This window comes from Aneurinibacillus uraniidurans (assembly GCF_028471905.1).
Lineage (GTDB): Bacteria > Bacillota > Bacilli > Aneurinibacillales > Aneurinibacillaceae > Aneurinibacillus > Aneurinibacillus uraniidurans.
The window spans coordinates 2,802,253-2,825,591 of the sequence record NZ_CP116902.1 but is presented as its reverse complement, the minus strand read 5'-3'; the positions used below and the strand labels follow the sequence as shown (position 1 = coordinate 2,825,591).

21 protein-coding genes, 2 tRNA genes and 1 other RNA gene are annotated in these 23,339 nt (G+C 46.2%); 19 read left to right on the top strand and 5 right to left on the bottom strand.

Annotated features, from left to right (window positions below; translation table 11 throughout):
• The first annotated feature begins 72 nt into the window (after nt 1-72).
• The 3 genes from PO771_RS14110 (at nt 73) to mbcS (ending at nt 2,802) form a co-directional block, all read left to right on the top strand.
• Nucleotides 73-747 (top strand): TerC family protein, encoded by a 675-nt coding sequence (locus PO771_RS14110; protein ID WP_272560328.1) that lies wholly within the window; start codon nt 73-75, stop codon nt 745-747.
• An 88-nt stretch (nt 748-835) separates the two neighbouring features.
• Nucleotides 836-1,036 carry an alpha/beta-type small acid-soluble spore protein gene (locus PO771_RS14105; RefSeq protein ID WP_272560327.1) on the top strand — a complete coding sequence of 67 codons (201 nt, stop codon included), beginning with the start codon at nt 836-838 and terminating at the stop codon, nt 1,034-1,036.
• A 173-nt stretch (nt 1,037-1,209) separates the two neighbouring features.
• On the top strand, nt 1,210-2,802 hold the full coding sequence (gene mbcS / locus PO771_RS14100; protein ID WP_272560326.1) for an acyl-CoA synthetase MbcS: 1,593 nt from the start codon (nt 1,210-1,212) through the stop codon (nt 2,800-2,802).
• A gap of 78 nt (nt 2,803-2,880) precedes the next feature.
• Here mbcS and PO771_RS14095 read toward each other — a convergent pair whose 3' ends face one another.
• Nucleotides 2,881-4,275 (bottom strand): branched-chain amino acid transporter BcaP, encoded by a 1,395-nt coding sequence (locus PO771_RS14095; RefSeq protein ID WP_272560325.1) that lies wholly within the window; start codon nt 4,273-4,275, stop codon nt 2,881-2,883.
• 342 nt (nt 4,276-4,617) lie between these two features.
• On the opposite strand from PO771_RS14095, the gene PO771_RS14090 reads away from it, so the two are divergent.
• Nucleotides 4,618-5,592: a CoA transferase subunit A gene (locus tag PO771_RS14090; RefSeq protein WP_272560324.1), complete on the top strand. Its 975-nt coding sequence runs from the start codon at nt 4,618-4,620 to the stop codon at nt 5,590-5,592.
• A 1-nt stretch (nt 5,593) separates the two neighbouring features.
• A complete protein-coding gene (locus tag PO771_RS14085) occupies nt 5,594-6,412 on the top strand; it encodes a CoA-transferase subunit beta (RefSeq protein ID WP_272560323.1) in 819 nt (272 codons plus the stop codon).
• Between the two features lie 65 nt (nt 6,413-6,477).
• Here the strand turns inward: PO771_RS14085 and PO771_RS14080 are convergent, their stop codons facing one another.
• Complete coding sequence (locus PO771_RS14080) at nt 6,478-7,434, bottom strand: S-layer homology domain-containing protein (RefSeq protein ID WP_272560322.1); 957 nt, start codon at nt 7,432-7,434, stop codon at nt 6,478-6,480.
• 141 nt (nt 7,435-7,575) lie between these two features.
• Here PO771_RS14080 and PO771_RS14075 point away from each other — a divergent pair, with 141 nt between their 5' ends.
• Nucleotides 7,576-8,226, top strand: coding sequence for a DUF2953 domain-containing protein (locus tag PO771_RS14075; RefSeq protein ID WP_272560321.1), 651 nt, complete (start codon nt 7,576-7,578; stop codon nt 8,224-8,226).
• 3 nt (nt 8,227-8,229) lie between these two features.
• Nucleotides 8,230-8,763, top strand: coding sequence for a GerW family sporulation protein (gene ytfJ, locus PO771_RS14070; protein ID WP_272560320.1), 534 nt, complete (start codon nt 8,230-8,232; stop codon nt 8,761-8,763).
• 55 nt (nt 8,764-8,818) lie between these two features.
• Here ytfJ and pyc read toward each other — a convergent pair whose 3' ends face one another.
• A complete protein-coding gene (gene pyc, locus PO771_RS14065) occupies nt 8,819-12,265 on the bottom strand; it encodes a pyruvate carboxylase (RefSeq protein ID WP_272563180.1) in 3,447 nt (1,148 codons plus the stop codon).
• Nucleotides 12,266-12,454: 189 nt separating this feature from the next.
• Here pyc and PO771_RS14060 point away from each other — a divergent pair, with 189 nt between their 5' ends.
• From PO771_RS14060 to PO771_RS14045, 4 genes are all read left to right on the top strand, one after another.
• Nucleotides 12,455-13,360: an RluA family pseudouridine synthase gene (locus PO771_RS14060; protein WP_272560319.1), complete on the top strand. Its 906-nt coding sequence runs from the start codon at nt 12,455-12,457 to the stop codon at nt 13,358-13,360.
• A 207-nt stretch (nt 13,361-13,567) separates the two neighbouring features.
• Complete coding sequence (locus PO771_RS14055; protein WP_272560318.1) at nt 13,568-14,623, top strand: ABC transporter substrate-binding protein; 1,056 nt, start codon at nt 13,568-13,570, stop codon at nt 14,621-14,623.
• A gap of 17 nt (nt 14,624-14,640) precedes the next feature.
• Nucleotides 14,641-15,579: an ABC transporter permease gene (locus tag PO771_RS14050; protein ID WP_272560317.1), complete on the top strand. Its 939-nt coding sequence runs from the start codon at nt 14,641-14,643 to the stop codon at nt 15,577-15,579.
• The gene (locus PO771_RS14045; RefSeq protein WP_272560316.1) at nt 15,572-16,366 is read left to right on the top strand and encodes an ABC transporter ATP-binding protein; all 795 of its coding nucleotides are present in this window, start codon (nt 15,572-15,574) and stop codon (nt 16,364-16,366) included. The genes PO771_RS14050 and PO771_RS14045 overlap by 8 nt, the downstream gene beginning before the upstream one ends.
• A 70-nt stretch (nt 16,367-16,436) precedes the next feature.
• Here PO771_RS14045 and PO771_RS14040 read toward each other — a convergent pair whose 3' ends face one another.
• A complete protein-coding gene (locus PO771_RS14040) occupies nt 16,437-16,940 on the bottom strand; it encodes a DUF2062 domain-containing protein (RefSeq protein ID WP_272560315.1) in 504 nt (167 codons plus the stop codon).
• Between the two features lie 183 nt (nt 16,941-17,123).
• Here PO771_RS14040 and PO771_RS14035 point away from each other — a divergent pair, with 183 nt between their 5' ends.
• Nucleotides 17,124-18,185 carry a YkvA family protein gene (locus PO771_RS14035; protein ID WP_272560314.1) on the top strand — a complete coding sequence of 354 codons (1,062 nt, stop codon included), beginning with the start codon at nt 17,124-17,126 and terminating at the stop codon, nt 18,183-18,185.
• A gap of 36 nt (nt 18,186-18,221) precedes the next feature.
• Here PO771_RS14035 and PO771_RS14030 read toward each other — a convergent pair whose 3' ends face one another.
• A complete protein-coding gene (locus PO771_RS14030) occupies nt 18,222-18,716 on the bottom strand; it encodes an N-acetyltransferase (RefSeq protein WP_272560313.1) in 495 nt (164 codons plus the stop codon).
• A gap of 280 nt (nt 18,717-18,996) precedes the next feature.
• Between PO771_RS14030 and PO771_RS14025 the strand changes: the two genes are divergently transcribed.
• The 7 genes from PO771_RS14025 (at nt 18,997) to PO771_RS13995 (ending at nt 23,162) form a co-directional block, all read left to right on the top strand.
• A complete protein-coding gene (locus PO771_RS14025; protein WP_272560312.1) occupies nt 18,997-19,977 on the top strand; it encodes a hypothetical protein in 981 nt (326 codons plus the stop codon).
• 25 nt (nt 19,978-20,002) lie between these two features.
• The gene (locus PO771_RS14020) at nt 20,003-20,293 is read left to right on the top strand and encodes a hypothetical protein (RefSeq protein WP_272560311.1); all 291 of its coding nucleotides are present in this window, start codon (nt 20,003-20,005) and stop codon (nt 20,291-20,293) included.
• Nucleotides 20,294-20,424: 131 nt separating this feature from the next.
• Nucleotides 20,425-20,928, top strand: coding sequence for a DinB family protein (locus tag PO771_RS14015; protein ID WP_272560310.1), 504 nt, complete (start codon nt 20,425-20,427; stop codon nt 20,926-20,928).
• A gap of 131 nt (nt 20,929-21,059) precedes the next feature.
• Nucleotides 21,060-21,136: transfer RNA gene (locus PO771_RS14010), tRNA-Arg, on the top strand.
• 7 nt (nt 21,137-21,143) lie between these two features.
• Nucleotides 21,144-21,227, top strand: a tRNA-Leu gene (locus PO771_RS14005).
• 16 nt (nt 21,228-21,243) lie between these two features.
• An RNA gene (gene rnpB, locus PO771_RS14000) (RNase P RNA component class B) lies at nt 21,244-21,625 on the top strand.
• Between the two features lie 94 nt (nt 21,626-21,719).
• On the top strand, nt 21,720-23,162 hold the full coding sequence (locus PO771_RS13995; RefSeq protein WP_272560309.1) for a sigma-54 interaction domain-containing protein: 1,443 nt from the start codon (nt 21,720-21,722) through the stop codon (nt 23,160-23,162).
• The last annotated feature ends 177 nt before the right edge of the window (nt 23,163-23,339 follow it).

Here is a 23,339-nt window from a genome sequence, read left to right as displayed (position 1 = left end):
TGTTAGATATACACTTTGGTCATAGCCTGTCTTGTTGGAGAATATACTCCATCATAGAAGGTGGTGGGGAATATGGATGCGTCTTTCTGGATTGGATTCATTAATATTATCATCATTGATATTGTGTTGAGTGGAGACAATGCGGTAGTAATTGGCATGGCAAGCCGTAAATTGCCGCCGGAAAAAAGACAGCAGGCTGTCATATGGGGAACTGGGGGAGCGGTAGCCCTACGTGTAATCTTGACTGCGCTTGCTGCATGGGTGTTGTTGATTCCATATTTAAAAGCAGCGGGTGGACTTGTGCTTGCTTGGATTGCCTTTAAACTTCTTGCAGGTGAAGAGCAAGAGGGTGAAGGGATTGAGGCAGGAGGCACACTCTGGTCTGCGATTAAAATGATTATTATAGCTGATTTTGTGATGAGCTTAGATAATGTTTTGGCTGTGGGGGGAGCGGCGCATGGAGATTTTGTTCTGCTTCTGTTTGGATTGGGCTTTAGTATTCCGCTCCTGATGTTTGGCAGTAATGTGATTGCGAATTTGATGGATCGACTTCCGTTTCTTGTGTATGTTGGGGCCGGTATCTTGGCTTATACAGCTGGCTCGATGATCATTCAGGAGGAAGCCGTGCAGCAGCATATTGCACCTGTGTTGTATGAGTTAACCTGGGTTGTGCCGCTTGTCGTTACGGGTCTGGTACTTGGATTCGGTTTATGGTGGCGCAGGCACAGCCACCAGTCGTTCGTTTGAACTTTCCATCATTTGCATTGGAGTTCCTCGCATGAGGCTGCTTGTGTGGTGACATTCTATAGGTACACCAATCAAGGAGGTGACAACAATGGCTAACAACAACAGCTCAAACAACCTAGTAGTGCCGCAAGCGGCTAACGCACTTGATCAAATGAAGTATGAAATTGCTTCTGAGTTCGGCGTACAGCTTGGACCGGATTCTACATCTCGTGCGAACGGTTCTGTAGGTGGTGAAATCACGAAGCGTCTTGTTCAAATGGCTGAACAACAGCTTGGTGGTCGCATGTAAGTAAATAAGTGGATGTAAGGGGGGTAGCAGAGGCTACCCTCTTTTTTGATGTATAAAAATTTTTCTGTATTTTTATAAAAATTAGGGAGGAAACAGTCGAAATATGGAGAATTAAGATACAGGTAAACGTTTTCATTTTTTAATAAAGAAAAAACTTTTAGGAGGATCAGGAGATGACCAATCCGCAGTTGCATGCACCAGAATACTATAATATGGTAAATGATATTGAGCGCCATGCTCAGGATCCAAATAAGCTTGCATTACTATGGGAAAATGAAGAAGGGGAAAAGAAGCAGTTTACGTATACGGAATTAAGCAAAGCATCCAATCGTCTTGCAAACGGGCTCGTTGAGCTTGGAATCGAACAAGGGGATAAGATCATCATTATCCTGCCGCGTATTGAACAGGCGTACATTAGTTATATGGCAGCACTCAAGATCGGCGCTGTTATTTTGCCGGGTTCTGAGATGCTGATGCCAAAAGATATTTTATACCGTGCTACACACTCAGGTGCTAAGGCTGTCATTTCATTCCATGATTTAACGGATCGTATTGATGAAGTACGTGCAGAATGCCGTACGATTGAGAATTACATTGTATTTGGCGCTGAGAAAGAAGGCTGGGTGCCACTTAACAGCCTCATGGAAGGCAAGAGTGAACAATTTGAAATTGCAAATACACGCGCAGGAGATATCGCGTTTTTGAATTATACATCCGGTACAACTGGAAATCCGAAGGGAGTTATCCATACGCACAGCTGGGCATATGCGCACCAGGCGGTAGCGGCAAAGCTGTGGCTTGATGTTCGTGAGAATGATATCGTCTGGGCGACAGCAGGACCAGGCTGGGCGAAGTGGAACTGGAGCCCGTTCATCTCGGTACTTGGTTCAGGCGCAGTTGGCTTTGTATACTTAGGCAAATTTGATCCGAAGAAATACTTGTCTCTGCTTGAACAGTACAAAGTAAATGTGCTGTGCTGCACGCCGACAGAATATCGGATTATGGCGAAAGAAGAAGGGCTGGATCAGTACAATCTCGAGCATCTGCACAGTACCGTAAGCGCAGGTGAACCGCTGAATCGTGAAGTAATTGATACATTCAAGAAGTATTTCAATGCTACTGTACGTGATGGGTATGGTCAGACAGAAAATACATTGCTCATCGGTACACTGAAAGGAATGGAAGTGAAAGCGGGCTCCATGGGCCGTCCGACTCCGGGTAACCAGATTGCGATTATTGATGAAGACGGCAATCCGGTTCCAGTGGGGCAGGTGGGCGATATTGCCGTACACCGCAGTGTGCCAGCATTGTTTAAAGGATACTTGAATGATCCAGAGCGTACAGCGGCCGCTTTCCGTGGTGATTGGTACCTTACAGGAGATCAGGCAAAAGAAGATGAAGATGGGTATTACTGGTTTGAAGGGCGTTCCGATGATATTATCATCAGCTCAGGCTATACAATCGGGCCATTCGAAGTTGAGGATGCGCTTGTGAAGCATCCGGCTGTTAAAGAGTGCGCAGTAGTAGCGAGCCCAGACCCGGTACGCGGTAGCATCGTAAAAGCATTTGTGATTTTGCGTAACGAAACAGATGCATCCGATGAGATGGTTCGAGAGCTGCAGGACCATGTAAAAAATGTTACTGCTCCGTATAAATATCCACGTGAGATTGAGTTCGTAAGCGATCTACCAAAAACAACATCTGGTAAAATCCGTCGTGTTGAACTGCGTCAAGCAGAAAAAGAACGTAAAACACAGCAAGCATAAGAATGTTACGGATATAAAAAGAGCGGTCTCAGATGTGAGACCGCTCTTTCTTCTGTAAAAAAGTAGGTGGAGAGAAGATTATGTGCGTTTGTTAAGCTCACTGTTCCGGCGCCCGTATGCGAAATAGACGAAAATTCCGATAACGAACCAAACAAGGAAACCGATCCATGTTATGCTTGGCAGCTTGGACATGAGATACACACAGAATACGACAGCAAGAATCGGAATAAGTGGCACAAATGGAACGCGGAATGCACGTTTTAAATCTGGCTGTTTCTTACGCAGTACGATAACGCCGATGGAAACAACCGTAAATGCGAACAGTGTACCAATGTTCGTCAGATCTGCCAGCTTGTCTAGTGGAACTAGACCGCCAAAGAATGCGCACAGCACAGCAGTGACCCACGTGCTAATAACCGGGGTTTGCGTTTTTTCGTTAACTTTAGAGAGAGACTTTGGCAGCAGACCGTCACGGCTAATGGCAAAGAACAGGCGCGTCTGGCCGTACAGCATAACAAGCAGAACCGTTGTAATACCAAGAATGGCGCCAAGTGCTACAAAACGGGATACCCAGTCTTGATGAACAAACTTCAGGGCGAACGCAACCGGATCTTTTACATCAAGCTGTGTGTAAGGAACCATTCCCGTTAAAATACCAGAGACAACAATATAAAGAACGGTACAGATCAAAAGAGAAGCGATAATACCGATTGGCATGTTGCGCTGCGGATTACGAACTTCTTCGGCTGCTGTAGATACAGCGTCAAATCCGATATAGGCAAAGAAGACCGTGGCCGCACCTGTAGTAACCCCGTTAAATCCGAACGGCATGAACGGAGACCAGTTCGATGGCTTTACATGCCAGACACCCACTGCGATAAAAAGAAGAACAACCGTAATTTTGATCATAACCATAATATTATTCAGGCGGGTTGATTCTTTTACACCTTGTACTAGGAGAAGTGAAATCAGGAAAATAATCAACACGGCTGGAAGATCAATGTATGTTCCTTTGGCCGGGTTGTATGCGCTTGTTAATGCGGTAGGCAGATGAAGGCCTAACCCGTCCAACAGGTGTTGGAAATAACCGGACCAACCACTTGCCACGGCTGAGCTGGCAAGCCCGTATTCCAGAATTAAATCCCAACCAAGAACCCAGGCGAAAATTTCCCCGAATGCTGCATAGCTGTATGTGTAAGCGCTTCCAGAAACAGGAACAGATGATGCAAATTCTGCATAACAGAGAGCGGCGAATACACAGGCAAGCCCGGCAAGAACGAACGACAGCATCAGAGCGGGGCCTGCATGTTTAGCTGCTGCAACACCTGTCAATACAAAAATTCCTGTACCGACAATTGCACCGATGCCAAGCATCGTAAGGTCGAAGGCACCGAGAGACTTATTGAGACCGCTCTCTTTATTATTGGTGTGAGCCAGCAGGTCGGCGATTGATTTTTTGCGAAATAAACTCATACTCCCACTTCCTTTACGATAAAAGTTCATGTGTTTCAGAAGTATAAAACAATAAGCATTTTATTGTGGTGTAATTTATTATTTTATATAACTTCTGTTACATATGTTTGAATTGTAAAACAAATGAACGGGTAAGTAAATGGTAAATAGTATAAAAAAGTTTAAAAATTCGTTGTTTGAGCAATTATTTTTTTTAGAAAACTTAATTGTTTATGTTTAAAAACAAACAGAACAAGCGCTCGCTCAAAAAAAGAATGGACATAATTCAGAATTTATTTAAAAATAAATATAGGTAGGAGCATATTAACTTTTTAGATTTATACATAAGGAGGAGAGCAACATATGCAGGACAAACGCTGCACATTGCAAGAAGCAATTCAGATGATCAACGATAACGATATGATCACATTCAGCGGGTTTGTAATCTGGCGTCGCCCGATGGCGGCTATTTATGAAATGCTGCGTCAGGGGAAGAAAGGGCTTCATCTGGTAGAAGTGAACTCGGGTACACATGCTGAACTTTTGATTGGGGCAGGCGCTGTGTCGATCTGGGAATCGTGCTGGATAGGACATGAACTGTATGGGAAAGTACCGTACTGTCTGGACAGAAAGATTAAAGAAGGAGCTATTATTGCGGAGGATTATAGCCATCAGCATATGCTGTACCGCATGGCGGCCGGTGCGATGGGCATTCCGTATATGCCAACATGGGCATCGCGAGGAACCGATATTTTGAATCCGGAGTACGATATGCTTGAGCGTGCCGGAATGCGCAATGGTGCCAATGATAAAATTCCTGCGAAAAAATTCGATTACGCACAGGACCCGTTCTACAATGAAGGGGAAGTGATTCACGTGCCAGCTGTGCGTCCGAATGTATGTATTGTTCATGCCCAGCAGGTAGGAGAAGAAGGCACAATTCGCATTAGTGGACAAACATATTCCGATGAGCAGGCTATTAAAGCTGCGGATAAAGTTATTGTATTGGCAGAAGAAATCGTGCCGGAATCGTATTTGCGTGAGGAACCAGAGCGTAACCTCGTTCCAGGTTATCTTGTGGATGCGATTGTTGAACTGCCATGGGCGGCACATCCGACCGGAGCATACGGATGTTATGATGTAGACGGTGCATTTATTCGTGAGTTTGCATCCGCTTCCAAAACAGAAGAAGGATTTCGCGCCTGGGTGGATGAATGGGTGTACGGTGTACGAGATCACGATGAATATTTGGACAAGCTAGGTTTCTCTCGCTTGGAGAAGCTTCGCGCTAATTCCTACCATAAATATAGTACAAAAGTGAAACGGGGGTCGCGTTAAAATGGCAGACAAACAATATGTAAAACCAGGTGAGTACTCGGTTGTTGATATGTTAGCTGTTGCGGCTGCTCGTGAGGTACAAGACGGTGAAGTTGTATTTGCCGGAACCGGATTGCCGATGCTTGCGATTATGCTCGCACAAAAAGTGAATGCACCAAATAGTAAACTGATTTACGAGGCGGGTACAATTGATTCCAAGGGAGATTCTCTCCCGTCTTCGGTAGGGGACCCACGTTGTGTTACCCAGGCTTCTGTTGCATCGGGTCTGTTTGATGTATTTAACCAGCTTCAGCGCGGTAAAGTCGATCTTGCGTACTTGGGTGGAGCTGAGATCGATAAATACGGCAATGTAAACACAACCGCTGTTGGTGATTATACGTCTCCTTCTGTACGTTTTCCGGGCAGCGGCGGCAATCCGGATATTAACTCGCTTGCCAAACGAACGGTGTTTATTATGGTACAGGAGAAGCGCCGTTTCAAAGAAAGTGTTGATTATATTACATCCCCGGGCTGGATGGTGCGCAAATGGCCAGAAGGAACACTTGCGCATCGAAAAGACGTATACGGGAAAAAGTTTCTCGGGGGGCCGAGTGCAGTCATTACGAATATGGCGGTATTCCGTTTTGATGAAGAAGCAGGCACGATGTATGTCGATACGATTCATCCAGGTATTACACGCGAACAGCTTCAGGAGAATACCGGATTTGAACTTGATTTTACTCGTTGTAAAGGTGAAACAGAGCTTCCAACATATGAAGAGCTCCGCATTCTGCATGAAAATGTCGATCCAGAAGGGATTTTCCTTCCGGCCCGTAGCTAAATGTAACGTTATACAAAAGAAAATGATAAGAGGCAGCCGTATGTGGGCTGCCTCTTTGTGTATAACTAGACGGGAAAGCGGGAGATTTCTTTTCCGTTCATGCGAACGACAATCGTTTGGATGCCAGACTCTTCAATGGCAATGGTACGGGTTTGTTTGAAACGACTTGTTGAAGAACTACTATCAAGTTTAACCGGCTCGACATCAATTTTGACCTGTTTGCCAGAGCGAGTGATGACGATAATTTGTCCCGTATATCCCGCGCCGCTTAACGAATACGTAAAGGTAATGTAGAGCTTGCCATTTTTATAGTAAGCATCCTGTACATTTGTAAGATTGGCACCGGACTGCACACTTTTGTCTTCATACGGGATCAATTGGCCGAAGCGATAAATAACGGATGCTGCTTCCCCGCGTGTTAGCGTGTTATGAGGAGCGAACTGTCCTCCGTCCCGCCCGGTGATCAGATGGAGTTTATTTGCGATGATCACATCATCCAGGTAACGAGGAGAGATCTTATGAGCATCCGTAAAAGGAACCTGTTTTCGATTGACGAGCTGAGATAAATTTTGACCGTATAAATAGTTATACGCATTCACTAGATAATGGGCCATCTCTTGTCGGGTAATGTAACGATCCCCGTAGAAAGAACCGTGATCATCAATCACCCCCGCCCGTTTTAGTCGCACAAGTTCATCCGCATAAAAATCGGATGCGTCTACATCCCGGTAGTATTGTTTGACCTCGCGAGCCGAGCCTTTTGTTTTCAAATCGCCTTTAAAAACACGGGCCAGCATAACGACGAACTGACTGCGTGTAAGTGGGCGATCCGGTGCATATGTGTCTGAACCTACGCCCGTTACAATCCCCTGCTCGGCAAGTGCACGAATTTGTCCTTTGGCCCAGTGGTCCTGAATATCATGAAATGTCGCAGCGGCAGAGACAGACTGCGGCGCATGCGCGGCAAATAAGCTAACTGTAAGGAGACAGACAAGTAGAGAACGCAAAACGATGCGATGCAAACCATTCACTTCCTTATGGATGAGTTACTATGAGGTTTGACGCAGGCATGTGGGGAAAGTTTCTCAATCTGGAAAATTGATCACCCGGATGCATGAAACAGGAAATTACGTCCACACTACGAACTAGGGAAGGTGGAGGACATGAACGGGTGGCTGCTTGGCCTGGGTATTGCCGGTGTGATACTGCTCATCATCTGGTTTACATCGCTGCGTATCCAGATTATATACCGGCGGCAGGCGGAAAATGATGATCTGGAGATTGAGTTATCTGTATGCCGGAGGCTGCTTCGCTATCGAATTCGTGCGAATATGCTTCAGCTTCGTAATTTGCGAACCGGGGTAAAAGTAGCAGGGGAAGCGGATGCCGGTACCGACTCGGTTTCGAAGGAGAAGGAGCGGAAAAAGAAGACATGGATTACCCCGCATACGATTGCAGAGGTGCAGCGTTATGCTAGGGATCTGCGGCAGCGTGTATATAATATGGACGAAATTGTACGTACTACACTCAAACACGTGCACAGTGAAAAGCTGGAATGGCAGACGAATATAGGCGTAGGAGAAGCAGCGGCAACGGGGATAGTGAGTGGTATCGTATGGACTGCTAAAAGTGCTGTCCTTGCAGTACTGGGACGATATGTGAGGTTGTCTACGAACCCTGAGCTGGCGGTGATCCCGGACTTTTCTGGGGAACGGCTTGAGATTCGTTTCTGTTGTATACTTCGACTTCGCATCGGACATGCTATCACTGCAGCGATTCGTATGGCAATCCATTATTTTCGGAAAGGGCGTTGACACATGGGAGAACATCCGATTCAGGGGCTAATGAAGACCGCGATGGAAAACATTCGCGCAATGGTGGACGTCAATACAATTATCGGGGACCCGATTGAAACATCAGATGGCAGTGTCATTCTGCCGGTATCCAAAGTGGGATTTGGTTTTGCGGCAGGTGGAACGGAATTTGAATCATCTCAGGATGGAACATACCAACAGAATGGAGCATACCAACAGAATAGTCTAGGCGGTGGACAGCAAGGACAGCGAATGGGGGATGGGGAGGAGAAAGGATTCCCATTTGGTGGTGGAAGCGGCGGGGGGATTTCGATTACGCCGGTTGCTTTCCTCGTCGTAAACAAAGAGGGAATCCGCACCGTGTCGCTGCAGGAAGGGGCTCATCTATATGATCGCTTGTTGGATATGGCTCCAGCGGCGTTTGAGAAGTTGCAAGCTATGATGGGCAACTGTCGCACAAATGAGAAAAAGAACGCTTGTCACAAGCATGAAAATAAGGAAGGCAATCAGGTCATTAACGACTTGACTCAGGAATAAATGCATAACAAAAGAGACGGGCTGTAAGCACCGTCTCTTTTGTTATGCATTTAAATTAGTTTGGCGTAATAACAAGCAGTAGATCGCCTGTTTCGATCGTATCCCCTGCTTTGACAAGAATGTCTTTGACGACACCAGAGAATGGAGCCTGCATGGTGGTCTCCATTTTCATTGCTTCGGTCACGATGACGTGCTCGCCTTTTGTCACTTTGTCGCCCGGCTCTACCATCAGTTTAAGCACTTTACCCGGCATAGAAGCTCCAATTTGACCTGGATCAGAACTGTCGGCTTTCGTACGGTGAGCAACGGTTACCTTAGCTCCCGCATCTCGGAGCGTAATTTCACGCGGCTGACCGTTCAGTTCATAGTAGATCGTCCGCATGCCGTCAGGACTGAGCTCGCTGATAGATAACAGCTTCACCATCAAGGTTTTGCCTTGTTCAATTGTAACGGCGATTTCTTCTCCGAGACGAAGGCCGTAGAAGAAAGTAGGGGTATCAAGTACAGATACGTTACCGAATTCCTGCTGGCGTTTCTGCATATCGAGGAACACTTTTGGATACATCACATACGACATCAAATCGAAATCGGTGACAGGACGTTCGAGTTTTTCCTCGAGCATGGCTTTTATCTCATCGAAGTCCGCCGGTGGCAGCAGTTCGCCTGGACGGCTTGTAAAATAGTCGCGTCCTTTGAGAATTGTCTGCTGAAGCTTCTCAGGAAATCCGCCGTACGGCTGGCCGAGATAGCCCTGGAAGAATGTAATAACGGATTCCGGGAAATCAATCGAATCCCCGCGTTCGTATACATCCTGCTCGCTCAGGTTATTCTGTACCATGAACAGTGCCATATCCCCGACGACTTTGGAAGACGGCGTTACCTTCACGATATCGCCAAACATGTGATTGACAGTCGAATACATTTCCTTGATCTCGCCCCAGCGCTCACCAAGGCCGACCCCATTCGCCTGCTGCTGGAGATTCGTATATTGTCCGCCAGGCATTTCATGTTTGTATACTTCAGCGTTACTTGCATTCATGCCCGTCTCAAAACCCGCATAATACGTGCGAACATCTTCCCAGTAATCGGCAAGCTGCTGATAACCATCCACATCAAGCCCGGTTGCCCGCTCGTGCTGTTCAAGTCCTGTTACGAGTGCATTTAAGCTTGGCTGAGATGTCAGGCCGGACATGGAGCTTAATGCGGTGTCTACAATATCAACACCTGCTTCAGCTGCTTTTAGGAGCATCGCCCCTGCATTTCCGCTCGTATCGTGCGTGTGCAGGTGAATCGGAATGCCAATTTCTTGTTTTAGTGCTTTGACAAGTTCGAATGCTGCATACGGCTTGAGAAGACCTGCCATATCCTTGATGGCCAGAATGTGTGCGCCTGCTTTTTCGAGATCTTTGGCTAGGTTTACATAGTATTTCAAATTATATTTGTCGCGTTGTGGATCGAGAATGTCGCCTGTATAACAAATTGCCGCTTCGGCAATTTTTCCATTCTCACGAACCGATTCAATGGCAAGGCGCATGCCTTCAATCCAGTTCAAGCTATCGAAAATACGGAATACGTCAATGCCTGCTGTTGCGGAGGTCTCAATGAATTTCTTGACGACATTATCCGAGTAGTTTGTGTAACCGACCGCATTCGCACCACGGAATAACATCTGGAACAATACGTTCGGAATTTGAGCACGCAGCTGCACCAGGCGGTCCCACGGATCTTCGTTCAGGAAGCGCATCGACGTATCAAAGGTTGCGCCGCCCCACATTTCGAGCGAAAATAAGTCGGAGGCGATTTTTCCAGTCGCTTCAGCAATTTGGATCAGATCATGTGTGCGAACACGAGTGGCAAACAATGACTGATGCGCATCACGGAATGTTGTGTCGGTTACGAGCAATTTTTTCTGTTGCTGAATCCATTTCACAACGCCGTCTGCACCATGCTCGTCAAGAATTTGTTTGGTGCCGGACGGATACGGCTGCTTAACGGATGTTTGCGGGATGCGTGGTTTGACGAACACCGGTTTTTTATCGGCTTTCACCAGACCTGGATGTCCGTTGACAATCGTTTGGCCAATATAAGTAAGAAGCTTCGTGCCCCGGTCTTTTTTCTGCGGGAACTTGAATAGCTCCGGTTTTGTATCAATAAAGGATGTGTCGTAGTTGCCGCTTAAGAAGTCTGGATGCTGCATGACGTTTTCAAGAAACGGAATGTTCGTTTTCACGCCGCGAATCCGGAATTCTTTGAGGGTACGCAGCATTTTGCTGGCCGCCCGCTCAAAGGTAAGGGACTGGGTTGATACTTTCACAAGCAGGGAATCATAGTGCGGTGTGATGACCGCGCCAGGTGCTCCGATGCCAGCATCTAAGCGTACGCCAAAGCCACTTGCAGAACGATAAGCGAGCAGGCGTCCGGTATCTGGCAGGAAATTTTTCTCCGGGTCTTCGGTTGTCACACGGGATTGAATCGCAAAACCGCGCGTTTGAATACTTGCTTGTGATGGAATCCCGATCTCATCATCTTCGAGGGCATAGCCTTCTGCGATGCGAATCTGGGACTGTACAATATCAATGCCCGTTACCATCTCGGTAATCGTATGCTCAACCTGAATACGCGGGTTTACTTCGATGAAGTAAAACGTGCCATCTGGCGCTACGAGGAACTCGACGGTTCCAGCGTTCAGGTAGTTGCATGACTTAGCGAGACGTAAGGCTGCCTGGCAGATCTCTTCACGCTGCTGGTCAGTGAGGGCTAAGCTTGGTGCTACCTCGACAACTTTCTGATGACGGCGCTGAATGGAACAGTCACGCTCAAATAAATGAATAGCATGTCCATGGCGATCAGCGAGAATCTGCACTTCAATGTGTTTTGGATTCTCTAAATATTTTTCGAGATAGACAGCCGCGTTGCCGAATGCAGACTTTGCTTCGGAACGAGCGCGATCAAGGGAGTCCTGTAGCTCGGACTGCTTGCGCACGATGCGCATGCCGCGGCCACCGCCACCGGATGCTGCCTTAATGATGATTGGGTAACCGTTTTCTTTTACGAAGCGCAGAGCTTCTTCCAATGTGCTGATCGGTTCAGGTGTTCCTGGAATAACCGGGATGCCAGCTTCAATGGCCATCTTACGAGCGATGACTTTATCGCCAAACATGCGGATATGCTCGGATTTTGGACCGATAAAAACGATGCCTTCTTCTTCACAACGGGCTGCGAACTGCTCGTTCTCGGCTAGAAAGCCATAGCCGGGATGAATGGCGTCCACATCATGACGTTTGGCGACTTCAATAATGTTTTCAATATCGAGGTACGCTTCGATCGGGCCTTTGCCTTCTCCGATTAAATACGCTTCATCCGCTTTAAATCGATGTAGGGCTACGTTGTCCTGCTCGGAATAAATTGCGACGGTGCGAATGCCAAGCTCTGTGCAGGCGCGGAAAATACGGATGGCAATCTCTCCACGGTTTGCCACCAGAACTTTAGTGAACTTTTTCATCTCGGCCATTATTCTCTCCCTCTCCTACGATAATGTTAGCGTATCAGACTAAATGTTAAATTCATCTGATCACTTCTTTATCATAACACAATATTTCAGGATAAAAAGTGATAACTCGCATTAATCTGATTTTTTTATGTTTATTATGATGAACAATGAAGTAAATAGTATGGCAAAAAGGGGCGTTTTATGATGAATCAGGAGAATAAAATAGCAAGAGTGTTAACTTTTATTGTCAAAGAAGGAGACGAGCATGCAGAGAATGTTCGTTCATTTTTGCGTGGACATCATGGATTGTCACGCAGCTTGCTTGTTGAGTTAAAGCAGACGAAAGGCATTTTGTTGAACGGAGTATCGACATATCTGGATCATCCACTGACAGAAGGGGATGTGATAGAGCTGTGTCTTCCAGAAGAGGAGTCAGAGAATATCGTACCGCAGTCCATTCCATTTATTTCATTATATGAAGACGAAGATGTGCTCGTTGTGAATAAGGAAGCGGGCATGTGCGTTCATCCCACTATGCTGCATCCAGATGGAACGCTCGGTAATGCGGTTGTACATCACTGGCTTGCGCAGGGAGTCTCACGTAAGTTCCGTCCGGTTAATCGGCTTGATAAAGATACGTCGGGTCTGCTTATTATTGCCCGCAGCCAGTATGCACATCAGCAGCTTGCAGATGTACAGCGGGCAGGCGGCATTAAGCGACAATATGAAGCGTTCGTCCATGGCATTATATCCAAAGATGAAGGAGTTATTGATGCACCGATTAAGCGACGAGACGGTTCGATTATGGAGAGGATGGTTCATCCAGATGGGCAGTGGGCGCGTACGAATTATACGGTGCTTGGTCGTTATCAGGGGTTTACACATGTTCGCCTGGTGCTTGAGACGGGACGAACTCATCAAATTCGTGTGCATATGAGCCATATCGGACATCCACTGCTCGGAGATGATTTGTATGGGGGGACGCAAGAAAAAATTAAGCGGCAGGCGTTACATTCTCGCAGGCTGTCATTTCCACATCCTCATACAAAAGAATGGCTTTCTTTTGAAGCACCACTTCCACCGGATATGGAAGCAATAAAAAGATAGATCAAGTAAAAAAAACAAAAAATTATTTATGAATCACAAAAAAAATTTCGCAAATAACCGCTTTAACGCATAAAATCGCAATACTTTTTCGTTAAAATTAAAAGATTCTATTATTTTTTTGCTTTAAAGCAAAGTAGAACATGCTATAATAAATCTACTCAACAAAGAACTTTATCAAAGGAATGATAAAATAGAGGGGAGTGTTTCATGTTGATGAAAGGAAAACGTTGGCTTCCGTTGGCGGCAGCCGGAATGCTTACATTTTTAAGCGCATGTGGAGGGGGCAGTACCGAGACTTCGAAGTCGTCTGGCAGTGCAGGTGGTGCAGAAACAAAAACATATAAAATCGGCATCACACAGTTCGTGGAACATCCAGCGCTTGACGCCGCTCGGGAAGGCTTCTTACGAGCACTCAAAGAGAACGGACTCGAAGACAAAAAGAATGTAGAAATTGATTATCAGAATTCACAGGCAGATCAGACGAATGTAAATACGATTGCCCAGAAATTCGCATCCGATAAGAAAGATCTGATTCTCGCGATTGCGACACCGAACGCGCAGGCGGTTGCTCAGAACGTAAAAAATACGCCTGTACTGTTTACAGCTGTCTCAGACCCGGTAAGTGCAAAGTTGGTGAAAGACTTGCAAAAGCCAGGCGGCAACATTACAGGTGTGTCTGATACACCACCGGATGCGATTCCAAATACGATGAAGGCGATTAAAGATCTGTTCCCAAATGCTAAAAAAGTCGGTATTATCTATAACAGCGGGGAAGCAAATTCGGTTGCAAACGTGAAAGTAGCAAAAGATGCGTTAGGAAAACTGCAACTTACGCCTGTAGAGGCAACGGCGACGAATACAAATGAAATCAAGCCAGCGGTAGAATCGCTTGTTGGAAAAGTCGATGCGATTTATGTACCGCAGGATAATACAGCTGTAACTGCGCTCAAAACGATTATCGGCACAGCAAACAAAAATAAAATTCCGTTATTTGTAGGAGAACTTGAGTCGGTGCGCAGTGGTGGTTTCGCGGGTGTTGGTTTTGAATATTCTGATATCGGTTATGAAACAGGAAAAATGGCGGTTAAAATCTTAAAAGAAGGTGCGAAGCCTGGTGAGATCGCAGTTGGCTATCCGCCTAAGCTGACGCTGACGATTAATAAGGAAGCGGCGAAAGCACAGGGCATTGATATTACTAAATTACCAAAAGAAGCGCTGGATAAATGGAAGCCTGAAATGATTGATGGTAAAGCAGCGAAGTAAAGGCACAGGAGGTTCTTATGGAAGCATTAATGGGCTCGTTGGAGTCTGGATGTATTTTTGCCATTATGGCACTTGGCGTATATTTAACGTTCCGGATTCTTGATTTTCCGGATTTAACAGTTGATGGAAGTTTTGCAACAGGTGGAGCCGTAGCGGCTACGCTGATTACAGCCGGAACGGCACCGTTTCTATCGACGATTGCAAGCATAGGAGCAGGCATTGTGGTTGGGGCTATGACCGGGATCTTGCATACGAAAGGGAAGATTAATCCACTTCTTTCCGGTATTCTCTCTATGATTGCGTTATATTCGATCAACCTGCGTATTATGGGAAAGGCGAACGTACCGTTGCTTGGGGATGATACCCTGTTTACGCAGTTTGAGCAGTGGGGAGATTACGGCGTACTTGCAGCCGTTGCTGTGATTGCACTCGTAATTAAATTTTTAAACGACCGATTCTTGCATACGGAGATCGGACTGGCGATTCGTGCGACAGGAAATAACCAACGCATGATTCGCAGTTTCTCTACGAATACAGATACGACGATTATTCTCGGTTTAAGTATCTCCAATGGTCTTGTGGCATTGTCAGGTGCATTATATGCACAGTATCAAGGATTTGCTGATGTATCGATGGGGATTGGGATGATCGTAATTGGTCTTGCTTCCGTTATTATCGGGGAAGCGATTTTTGGAAACAAAACAATTTTTCGTGCTACCTTTGCGGTTGTTGGCGGAGCGATCATTTACCGCCTTGTGGTTGCATTAGCGATGCAGGTCGGTCTTGATCCGTCTGATATGAAACTGATGACCGCATTAATTGTTATTGTCGCGCTTGTAATGCCGCGTATTTCAGCAGGCTTCAAGGAGCGCAAACGTCGGGCGGCGCACGCAAAAATGCGTGCCGATGGAAGTCCGAGTGTACGGGAGCGTAGCGAGGTGAAGAAGCATGCTTAAACTCAATGACATCTATGTTGTATTTAATGAAGGAACTGTGGACGAGAAGGTTGCTCTCAACCATATTAATCTGCATTTGGCGCCGGGAGATTTTGTTACGATTATCGGTAGTAATGGTGCCGGGAAATCAACACTTATGAACATTATCTCCGGTGTATTGCGCCCGGATCACGGTACCGTGGAAATTGACGGTACGGTAGTGAATAATTTGCCAGAGTACAAGCGAGCACCGATGATCGGTCGCGTGTTCCAGGACCCGATGGCAGGTACGGCACCGGCTATGACGATTGAAGAAAATCTGGCACTTGCCTATGCGCGTGACAAGCGCCGCACGCTCGGACGTGGGGTAACGGCAAAGCGTCGGGATGAATTCCGAACGTATCTGGAGACACTTCATCTTGGACTGGAAAATCGGCTCAATGCCAAAGTCGGCATGCTATCTGGTGGGGAGCGGCAGGCACTTAGTCTACTGATGGCGACATTTACGAAGCCAAAGGTACTTCTGCTTGATGAGCATACAGCAGCGCTTGACCCGGCACGTGCCCAGCGTATTACGGAACTTACGGAGCAAATCGTCGGTCGTCAGCAGCTAACTACGCTCATGGTTACCCATAATATGCAACAGGCTCTTGATCTCGGGAATCGTCTTATTATGATGGATAAAGGGATGATCATTCTAGACGTGCCACCTGAGGAGAAGAAGGGTCTCACAATTGAGAGACTGCTTCAAGAATTCCAGCGCTTGCGCGGTGAGAAATTCGCAAGTGATCGAGCTGTTCTGGCATAATCGAATAGAAAAAGAGCAAATATAGAAGGGGCAGTCCTGATGATACAGGATTGCCCCTTCGTTCATATTGTTATCGATTTATTTTACTTAACTGAGCCGCCAGGCGGCGCGCTTCTTTACGTTTGCGGTAAAACTGAAGCCCGTAGAAAACGAGCACGTAGCAGAGAATAGCCGTAATTGTACCGTTGACTAGGCTGCCTACGAACAGGGTGATTCCTTTTTCTTTGACAAATTGCACAGCGGATAACAAGGAATGTTGATGAAGGTGTTCGTTTACGTGAGGCTGGTCGAGTTTTTTGCCGACAATAAAGTTGCCTACGCTCATATTGATAACAAAAAACACAGGAAGAACAAACTTACCCATGATAAATCCGATCAGCGAAGCAGCAAAACTACCTCGAGCGAGTCGGATAAGCGGATACAATAACAAAAATGCGGCACCGAGTGTTGGAAGTGTGATGAACTCAATAAAGATTCCGAGTGAAAAGCTACGTGCTATGATAGAAGGTGCACCTTTAGAGCGCAGCAACTGCAAATATTGATATTTTAGTTTACGAAACAAATTTCGCCACATGGACATTCCTCGCTTTTTTGGAGTCTGCCTGTACAAATCTAATCTAATATCTATATTATATCGAAAAAACATGTTGAATGTTAGCCTGTGTTTTGAATTTCTTATGTTGAAACTTGATGTCCATTCTTACGTATAAAAGGGTAATCTAATTGTAAATTGCCTAAAAACAAGGAGTCGATATACATGAAGCTTACTGGACCGATGATCGAGACGATGCTACTTCCAAAGTTGAATACACTGCTGCCGCAGGCGCTGTACATAAATCGTATTCGTACGCTGGATGGACAAGCCCTTGTTGATGCACAAGTACGCGTACGCGGTGAATGGTTTCCGGTGGTATACACGGTGCGGATTGAAGCCTTTCGTTTTGATACAACGGGGCGTTATCTTACCATTTCCTATGAAGAAAGCATGGAACGAACACGCGGTACACTGATGCAGAAGCTTCTAACTGAAACGGAGCGCATCCTAGCCAAAAATTTTATGGGTCGTACGTTGTTATCAAATGTGCTGCCGGATAGTCCGTATGTTCTTGTATCAGATAACCGCCTTACGATTCAGCTCGGCAAGCTTGTCGAGCTGAATCAAGAGCTTCAAGAAGTGCACATACAGGGGCTAGCGTTTACTACAGAGGGGATTGAACTCGATGTAGATGTGTCGGTAGATATGAGTACGTTTAACTGGGATGTGCTGGCTAAAAATGATTCGATCCCTACAGGGGAGGACAAAGCGGAGCGAGTAGCGGAAGATGTCGGGAAAATCAAGCAGGAGTTAATGGTGCTTGAACAGGAGGAGAGCAGGTTTTATGATCGTCTCCGCAGTAAAATTGAGGGGTATATGCGTGAGAAAATGGGCACGGGTACATCGGATAAGCTTACACCGTATTTGTTACTAGCCCCAGATTTGTTTGTCCTGCTGGCCCGTCTGGCTAAAGATGACCGCGTCCCGCTGCGTTCGAAGTCAATTGCGCTATTGGCAGCTGTCTACTTTATGTCACCGCTCGATATTATTCCAGAGGTTCTGCTCGGCCCGGTTGGGTTTGCAGATGATATCGTACTGGCAGTAATGGCGCTGAACAAAATACTGGTAGAGGTAGATGAAAAAATCATCGAGGAACACTGGAATGGGGATAAAAGTATTATCGGTGTCATTCGAGATGTACTGGCAAAGGCAGATTCTCTTGTTGGAACGAAACGGTTACAAATGTTAAAAACTATACTCAAGCGGGGGAAGGGAAAGGCATGAGCCTTTTCCTTCCTCCGTTCGGCTTTTTCTGTTTATTTAGATAGCGGCTGTGGTTGGCGCAAGATCTCGGATCATGGCAATCTCATCACAGCTTGGGAATTTGGCACAGTTTACACAATCTTTCCACACTTTATGCGGCAGTGTTTCTTTTTGCACGACATAAAATTCGCATTTCTCGAAGAAGGTTTGCTGGTATGTGAGCGACATGACACGCTGGAGACCGAGTTCTTGTGCTTCCTGTACAAGATGGATCACAAGCAGTTTGCCAAGCCCTTTTCCTTTTGCTTTTTCAGAAATGGCAAGCGAGCGAACTTCGGCGAGATCTTCCCATAAAATATGCAGGCCGCCAACCCCGACAACCGTACCTGCTTCACTCACTTCTCCTTGATCATCAATTACAACGGAGAAACAGTGTAACGTCTCACATAAGGACAGCTTGGAGCGTGGTAGCATCAGTCCCTGTTGTGCATATTCATTAATGAGTGCCATCATCCCATCAAGATCATGAATGGTTGCTTTCCGTATTTGCATGTTGATCGTCTCCCTACTTAGTAAGATTTCTATAAAATAACAGGACATATGCCTAAGTGAGACGTATGTCTAAATTAAAATTGCATATTTATTAAATCAATAATAATAAATATACATCCATAATGTTGAAATGTCTATGAATAAAATGCAGAAAAATGAATTTTTATAAATGAGGAAGCGAGATGAAGGAAATTTGCTCAAAACGGTCATTTTGCTCACCAAACCTATACCAGAACATGATATGATAATACACGACAAGACTATGCAAAGGAGTCTGTGAATGAGTACGCTAGTATACACACCAAGCAGTATAGTAAAAAAAGTTTTCCGCCAGGGGGAACGTTCACTGTCACGGCAGGAGCTAGAAAGCCGTCTGGAGAATACATATGGTACACAGTTGGAACAGATGGGGAAATCACCAGCGGTCATCATTGATGAGGTGCTGGAATTAGGGACACCATTTCATACGGGCGCATCTCATGCGGTGATTGAAATGGAAGTTGCATTCCGCGATCATATCGCAGAAGAACTGGTTCGCTATTTCCTGGAGAATAAAGGACCGCTTACTGCGGAGCAGTGTTTGAAAAAACTGCGCCGTACGAATGTCGTATCATACAGTTTCCAGATGGACAAGCTTCCGCTTAAGCGGGATGCACGTTTCGTTCAGTTTGAAGGATCGGACCTGTGGTATCTGGCCCGCTGGGAGATTGCGAATGATGCGTTGTATGCTTTTTTATCTGAGCATCAGGTAAAACATGTGCCATTGACGCAATTGTACATGCAGATGGAACATGAGCTGCATTTGTCTCGCCGGGAACATACCTTTGTTCTAGAAGGAGACGAGCGCATGCGTGTAGTGGACGATCTTGTGCTGGTTTCGTATGACGAGGATACGGTGGAAGCTGAGCCATCTGTTGAAGTACCACAGGTACAGGAAGTAGCAGCAGAAGCAATAGCAGAAGAACCCCAACTGCAGGAAGACACACAAGAACAAAATCAAGAAGTTCAATCAGGAATAGAGGAGGTTGCCGTAGCGATGGCAGAAGTAAAAACAGTAAGTGTATTAGAAGATGTTGTGGTGAATGTGCAGGATTCTACAGAGAAGCTCGAGCTGCGCATTAAGGAAATGGAAGAAGAAGTGCTCAATCACTTTAAAGTGAACAATATGTCTGCGATTTCGCAGTTGGTTGCTGAAAAAGAACACTGTGAGCAAATTGTAGTAGCGCTTGAAAATGTGATGAAAGTGATTAATAAGCAGTAATCCCTGATATAGAGGGTGGCCGTACATGGAAGCGATTGAAGGATTGGATAGACTGCATCTCCGTTTTGTGCGGCTGCGACATGTAGTCGAGCAGAAGCGGCTCGAAGTACAGTGGCTGGAAGAAGAAGTACGTACCTGCTTTCAGGTCAATGATATAGCAGGTATTAAGGACTTGGCGCAGGAGCGGGACTACTTGTTGCGCTGGATCGCTGCAATGGAAGCGTTCGTTACGAAATGGGAAATTAAATGGGAGCAGCATGAAGCCGCATCTGGCTGGATGGCTTCCGGTATGCATGCGGTAGACTCGCGTGAATAAGAAGAGGATGGTCTCAAGGTCATAACATGACAAGCGAGACCATCCTCTTTTTAAATTTATATCTATTTTCTTCCAATATCATATGTTAGAATAAATAGGAACGTATATTCTTGTTTGAGAGGAGAAATAAAATGTACACAACTATTGGTTTGTTTATTGAGGCATGGGACAATGACGCAGCAGCGATGCAGAGGGTGATGGATACATTAACGGATGATTCACTCAAGCAGGAAGTATCACCGCACGATCGGACACTTGGACGTGTTGCATGGCATATTGTATATACGATATATGAGATGATGGAGAAAGCAGGACTTGTACTGGCGGGAGCGGTAGAAGAGTCTCCTGTTCCAGACACGGCAGAGGAGATCGCTTCGTCATATCGTAAGGCTGCTGAAGTACTAACAGCTGCGCTTCGTCAGCAGTGGTCTGATGCTTCATTGCAGGAGGAAGTAAACCTGTATGGAGAGCCATGGACGAAAGCAACTGTCCTGAATGTTTTGCTTCATCATCAGATTCATCATCGCGGACAGATGACGGTGTTGATGCGCCAGGCTGGGCTTCGGGTTCCAGGGGGATTCGGACCTTCTAGAGAGGAATGGAGTGCATTTGGTTTAGAAGCACCTAATGTATAGATAATAAAGGAGGTTGCTGGGCTACAAGACAGAAAAATTCCGGTAGATAAAAACAAAAAATTTCTTGCCATGTATCAGTAGTGTGTGATAATATTGTTTTTGTCGCCGCAATGAATGTGACTAATAAAAATGTCCCAGTAGCTCAGCAGGATAGAGCAACGGCCTTCTAAGCCGTCGGTCGGGAGTTCGAATCTCTCCTGGGACGCCAGTTTTAAGCGAGTGTGGCGGAATTGGCAGACGCGCTAGATTCAGGTTCTAGTGGGGGCAACCCCGTGGAGGTTCAAGTCCTCTCATTCGCATTTGATTGTATGTAAGAAGTGTGGATGGTCGCTGCTTGTTTCCAAACAAGCAGAGGAAAGTCCAGGCTCGCCCGGGCTGAGATGCCCGGAGTGTTTGTGCCTATCGCAAGGTAGGGCAGTCGGTGGTCCGGCTGACGGCGGTGAAATCGGCTACGTTCCGTTTGGAATATGTCGAAACTAACCTGAAAGTGCCACAGTGACGAAGCTCTGCGGGAAACTGCAGAGGTGGAACGAGGTAAACCCCTCAAGCGAGCAACCCAAATTTTGGTAGGGGCACTGTCTGAAGGGAACTGAACCGGACGACAGACGAAGAATGCTTCGTAGATAGATGACTGTCGCTTCTTGTACCAGGCTGGCTGCCGCTACGAGTACGGAAGTACAAAACCTGGCTTACAGCACTTCTTACCGCCTTATATTGACACACACAAACCGTTCCAACTGGAGCGGTTTTTTCTGTATTTCATGACTAGTACTTGAAAGGGAGGACATCGCATGAGGATACAGCGAAATGGATGGGTACATCGACTTGTTCTTGAGCTAGCTGGCCAGGCCCGCAAAGTGACGAAAGAAAAAGATATGCTACAGGCGATGGTCGATCATGCATATGAAGGCGTGCTTATTGTTGATATGAACGGCTATATTCTCATGGCAAATGAAGCATATGCGAGCTTTCTTGGTAAGAAGCTGCCGGAGATGATTGGCAAACACGTCACGGAAGTCATAGAAAACACACGTATGCACATTGTCGGTCAGACCGGGAAGCCGGAAATCGCTCAGATTCAAAAAATTAATGGCCGGGAAATGATTGCAAGTCGCATTCCGGTCTTTAACCAGGACAAGGTAGCAGCTGTTGTTGGAACCGTTATGTTTCAGGAAGTGGACGATTTGTTCGCTATGTCTAATAAGATTGAAACATTGCGCAGAGAGTTGGACTATTATAAAGAGGAGCTTGATAAACGTCTGCAGGCCAAGTATTCGTTTGAGACAATTCTTGGCCAGAGTCCTCTGCTGGAGCGGGTCAAGCTACTTGGTGCACGAGTAGCGAAAAGTGATACAACGATTCTGATTAAGGGAGAATCGGGGACAGGAAAAGAGCTATTTGCTCATGCCATTCACCGTGAAAGCTACCGATCAGGCGGGCCGCTTATTAAAGTGAACTGTGCAGCGATTCCAGACACGTTGTTTGAATCTGAACTGTTTGGTTATAAAGAAGGTGCGTTTACGGGCGCTAAGAAATCGGGAAAAAAGGGGAAATTTGCGCTAGCACGGGGTGGTACGATTTTTCTTGATGAAATTAGCGAGATGCCGCTGATGATGCAGGTAAAGTTGCTCCGCGTGCTGCAGGAAAAAGAAATTGAACCGGTTGGGGCGGATAAACCGGAGTCAATTGACGTGCGAATTATTGCAGCGACGAATAAAGATTTGCTGACACTTGTTGAAAAAGGGCTCTTTCGGCATGATTTGTACTATCGCTTGAATGTGGTAATGCTGGAAGTACCAGCGCTACGGGAGCGTGTAGGTGATCTTCCGCTACTTGTTGACCACTTCTTGAAAAAGCTCACAAAAGAAACGGGGATTGTTGCTTCTGGTGTGGAGCCAGATGCGATGGCAGACCTGTTTGCTTATAGTTGGCCGGGGAACATTCGGGAGCTGGGCAATGTGCTGGAACGGGCTTTGTATGTAAAGTCAGGGCTTTCCATTACACGTGCAGACCTGCCTTTACTGCCGCAAGAAAGTCAGGTAGAGCACATGGACGCAATTGTACAAAGTGGAGCTGTCGTGCCTACGCTCAAGCGGGCAGTAGAAGAAGCGGAGCGTACAGCCATTTGCCAGGCATTATACGCAGCAGGAGGAGATCGAATGGCTGCGGCACGCCAGCTTGGAATCGGAAAATCAAGTCTATATGAAAAAATTGCCCGCTACCACATTCAATAAAAAAGACAAAGGTGAAAACATCGGCATCCCGATGTTTTTTCCGTTTTTACGGAAAATAATTCTTGTTTTCCGGAAAACAAAACAAAATTACAGCTTTTATGGGGGAACGGTACATAAGAAATCCCTGGAAACCCGGGTTATAAAGGAATGGTCAAGCGGATAAAAGTTTTTGGCATG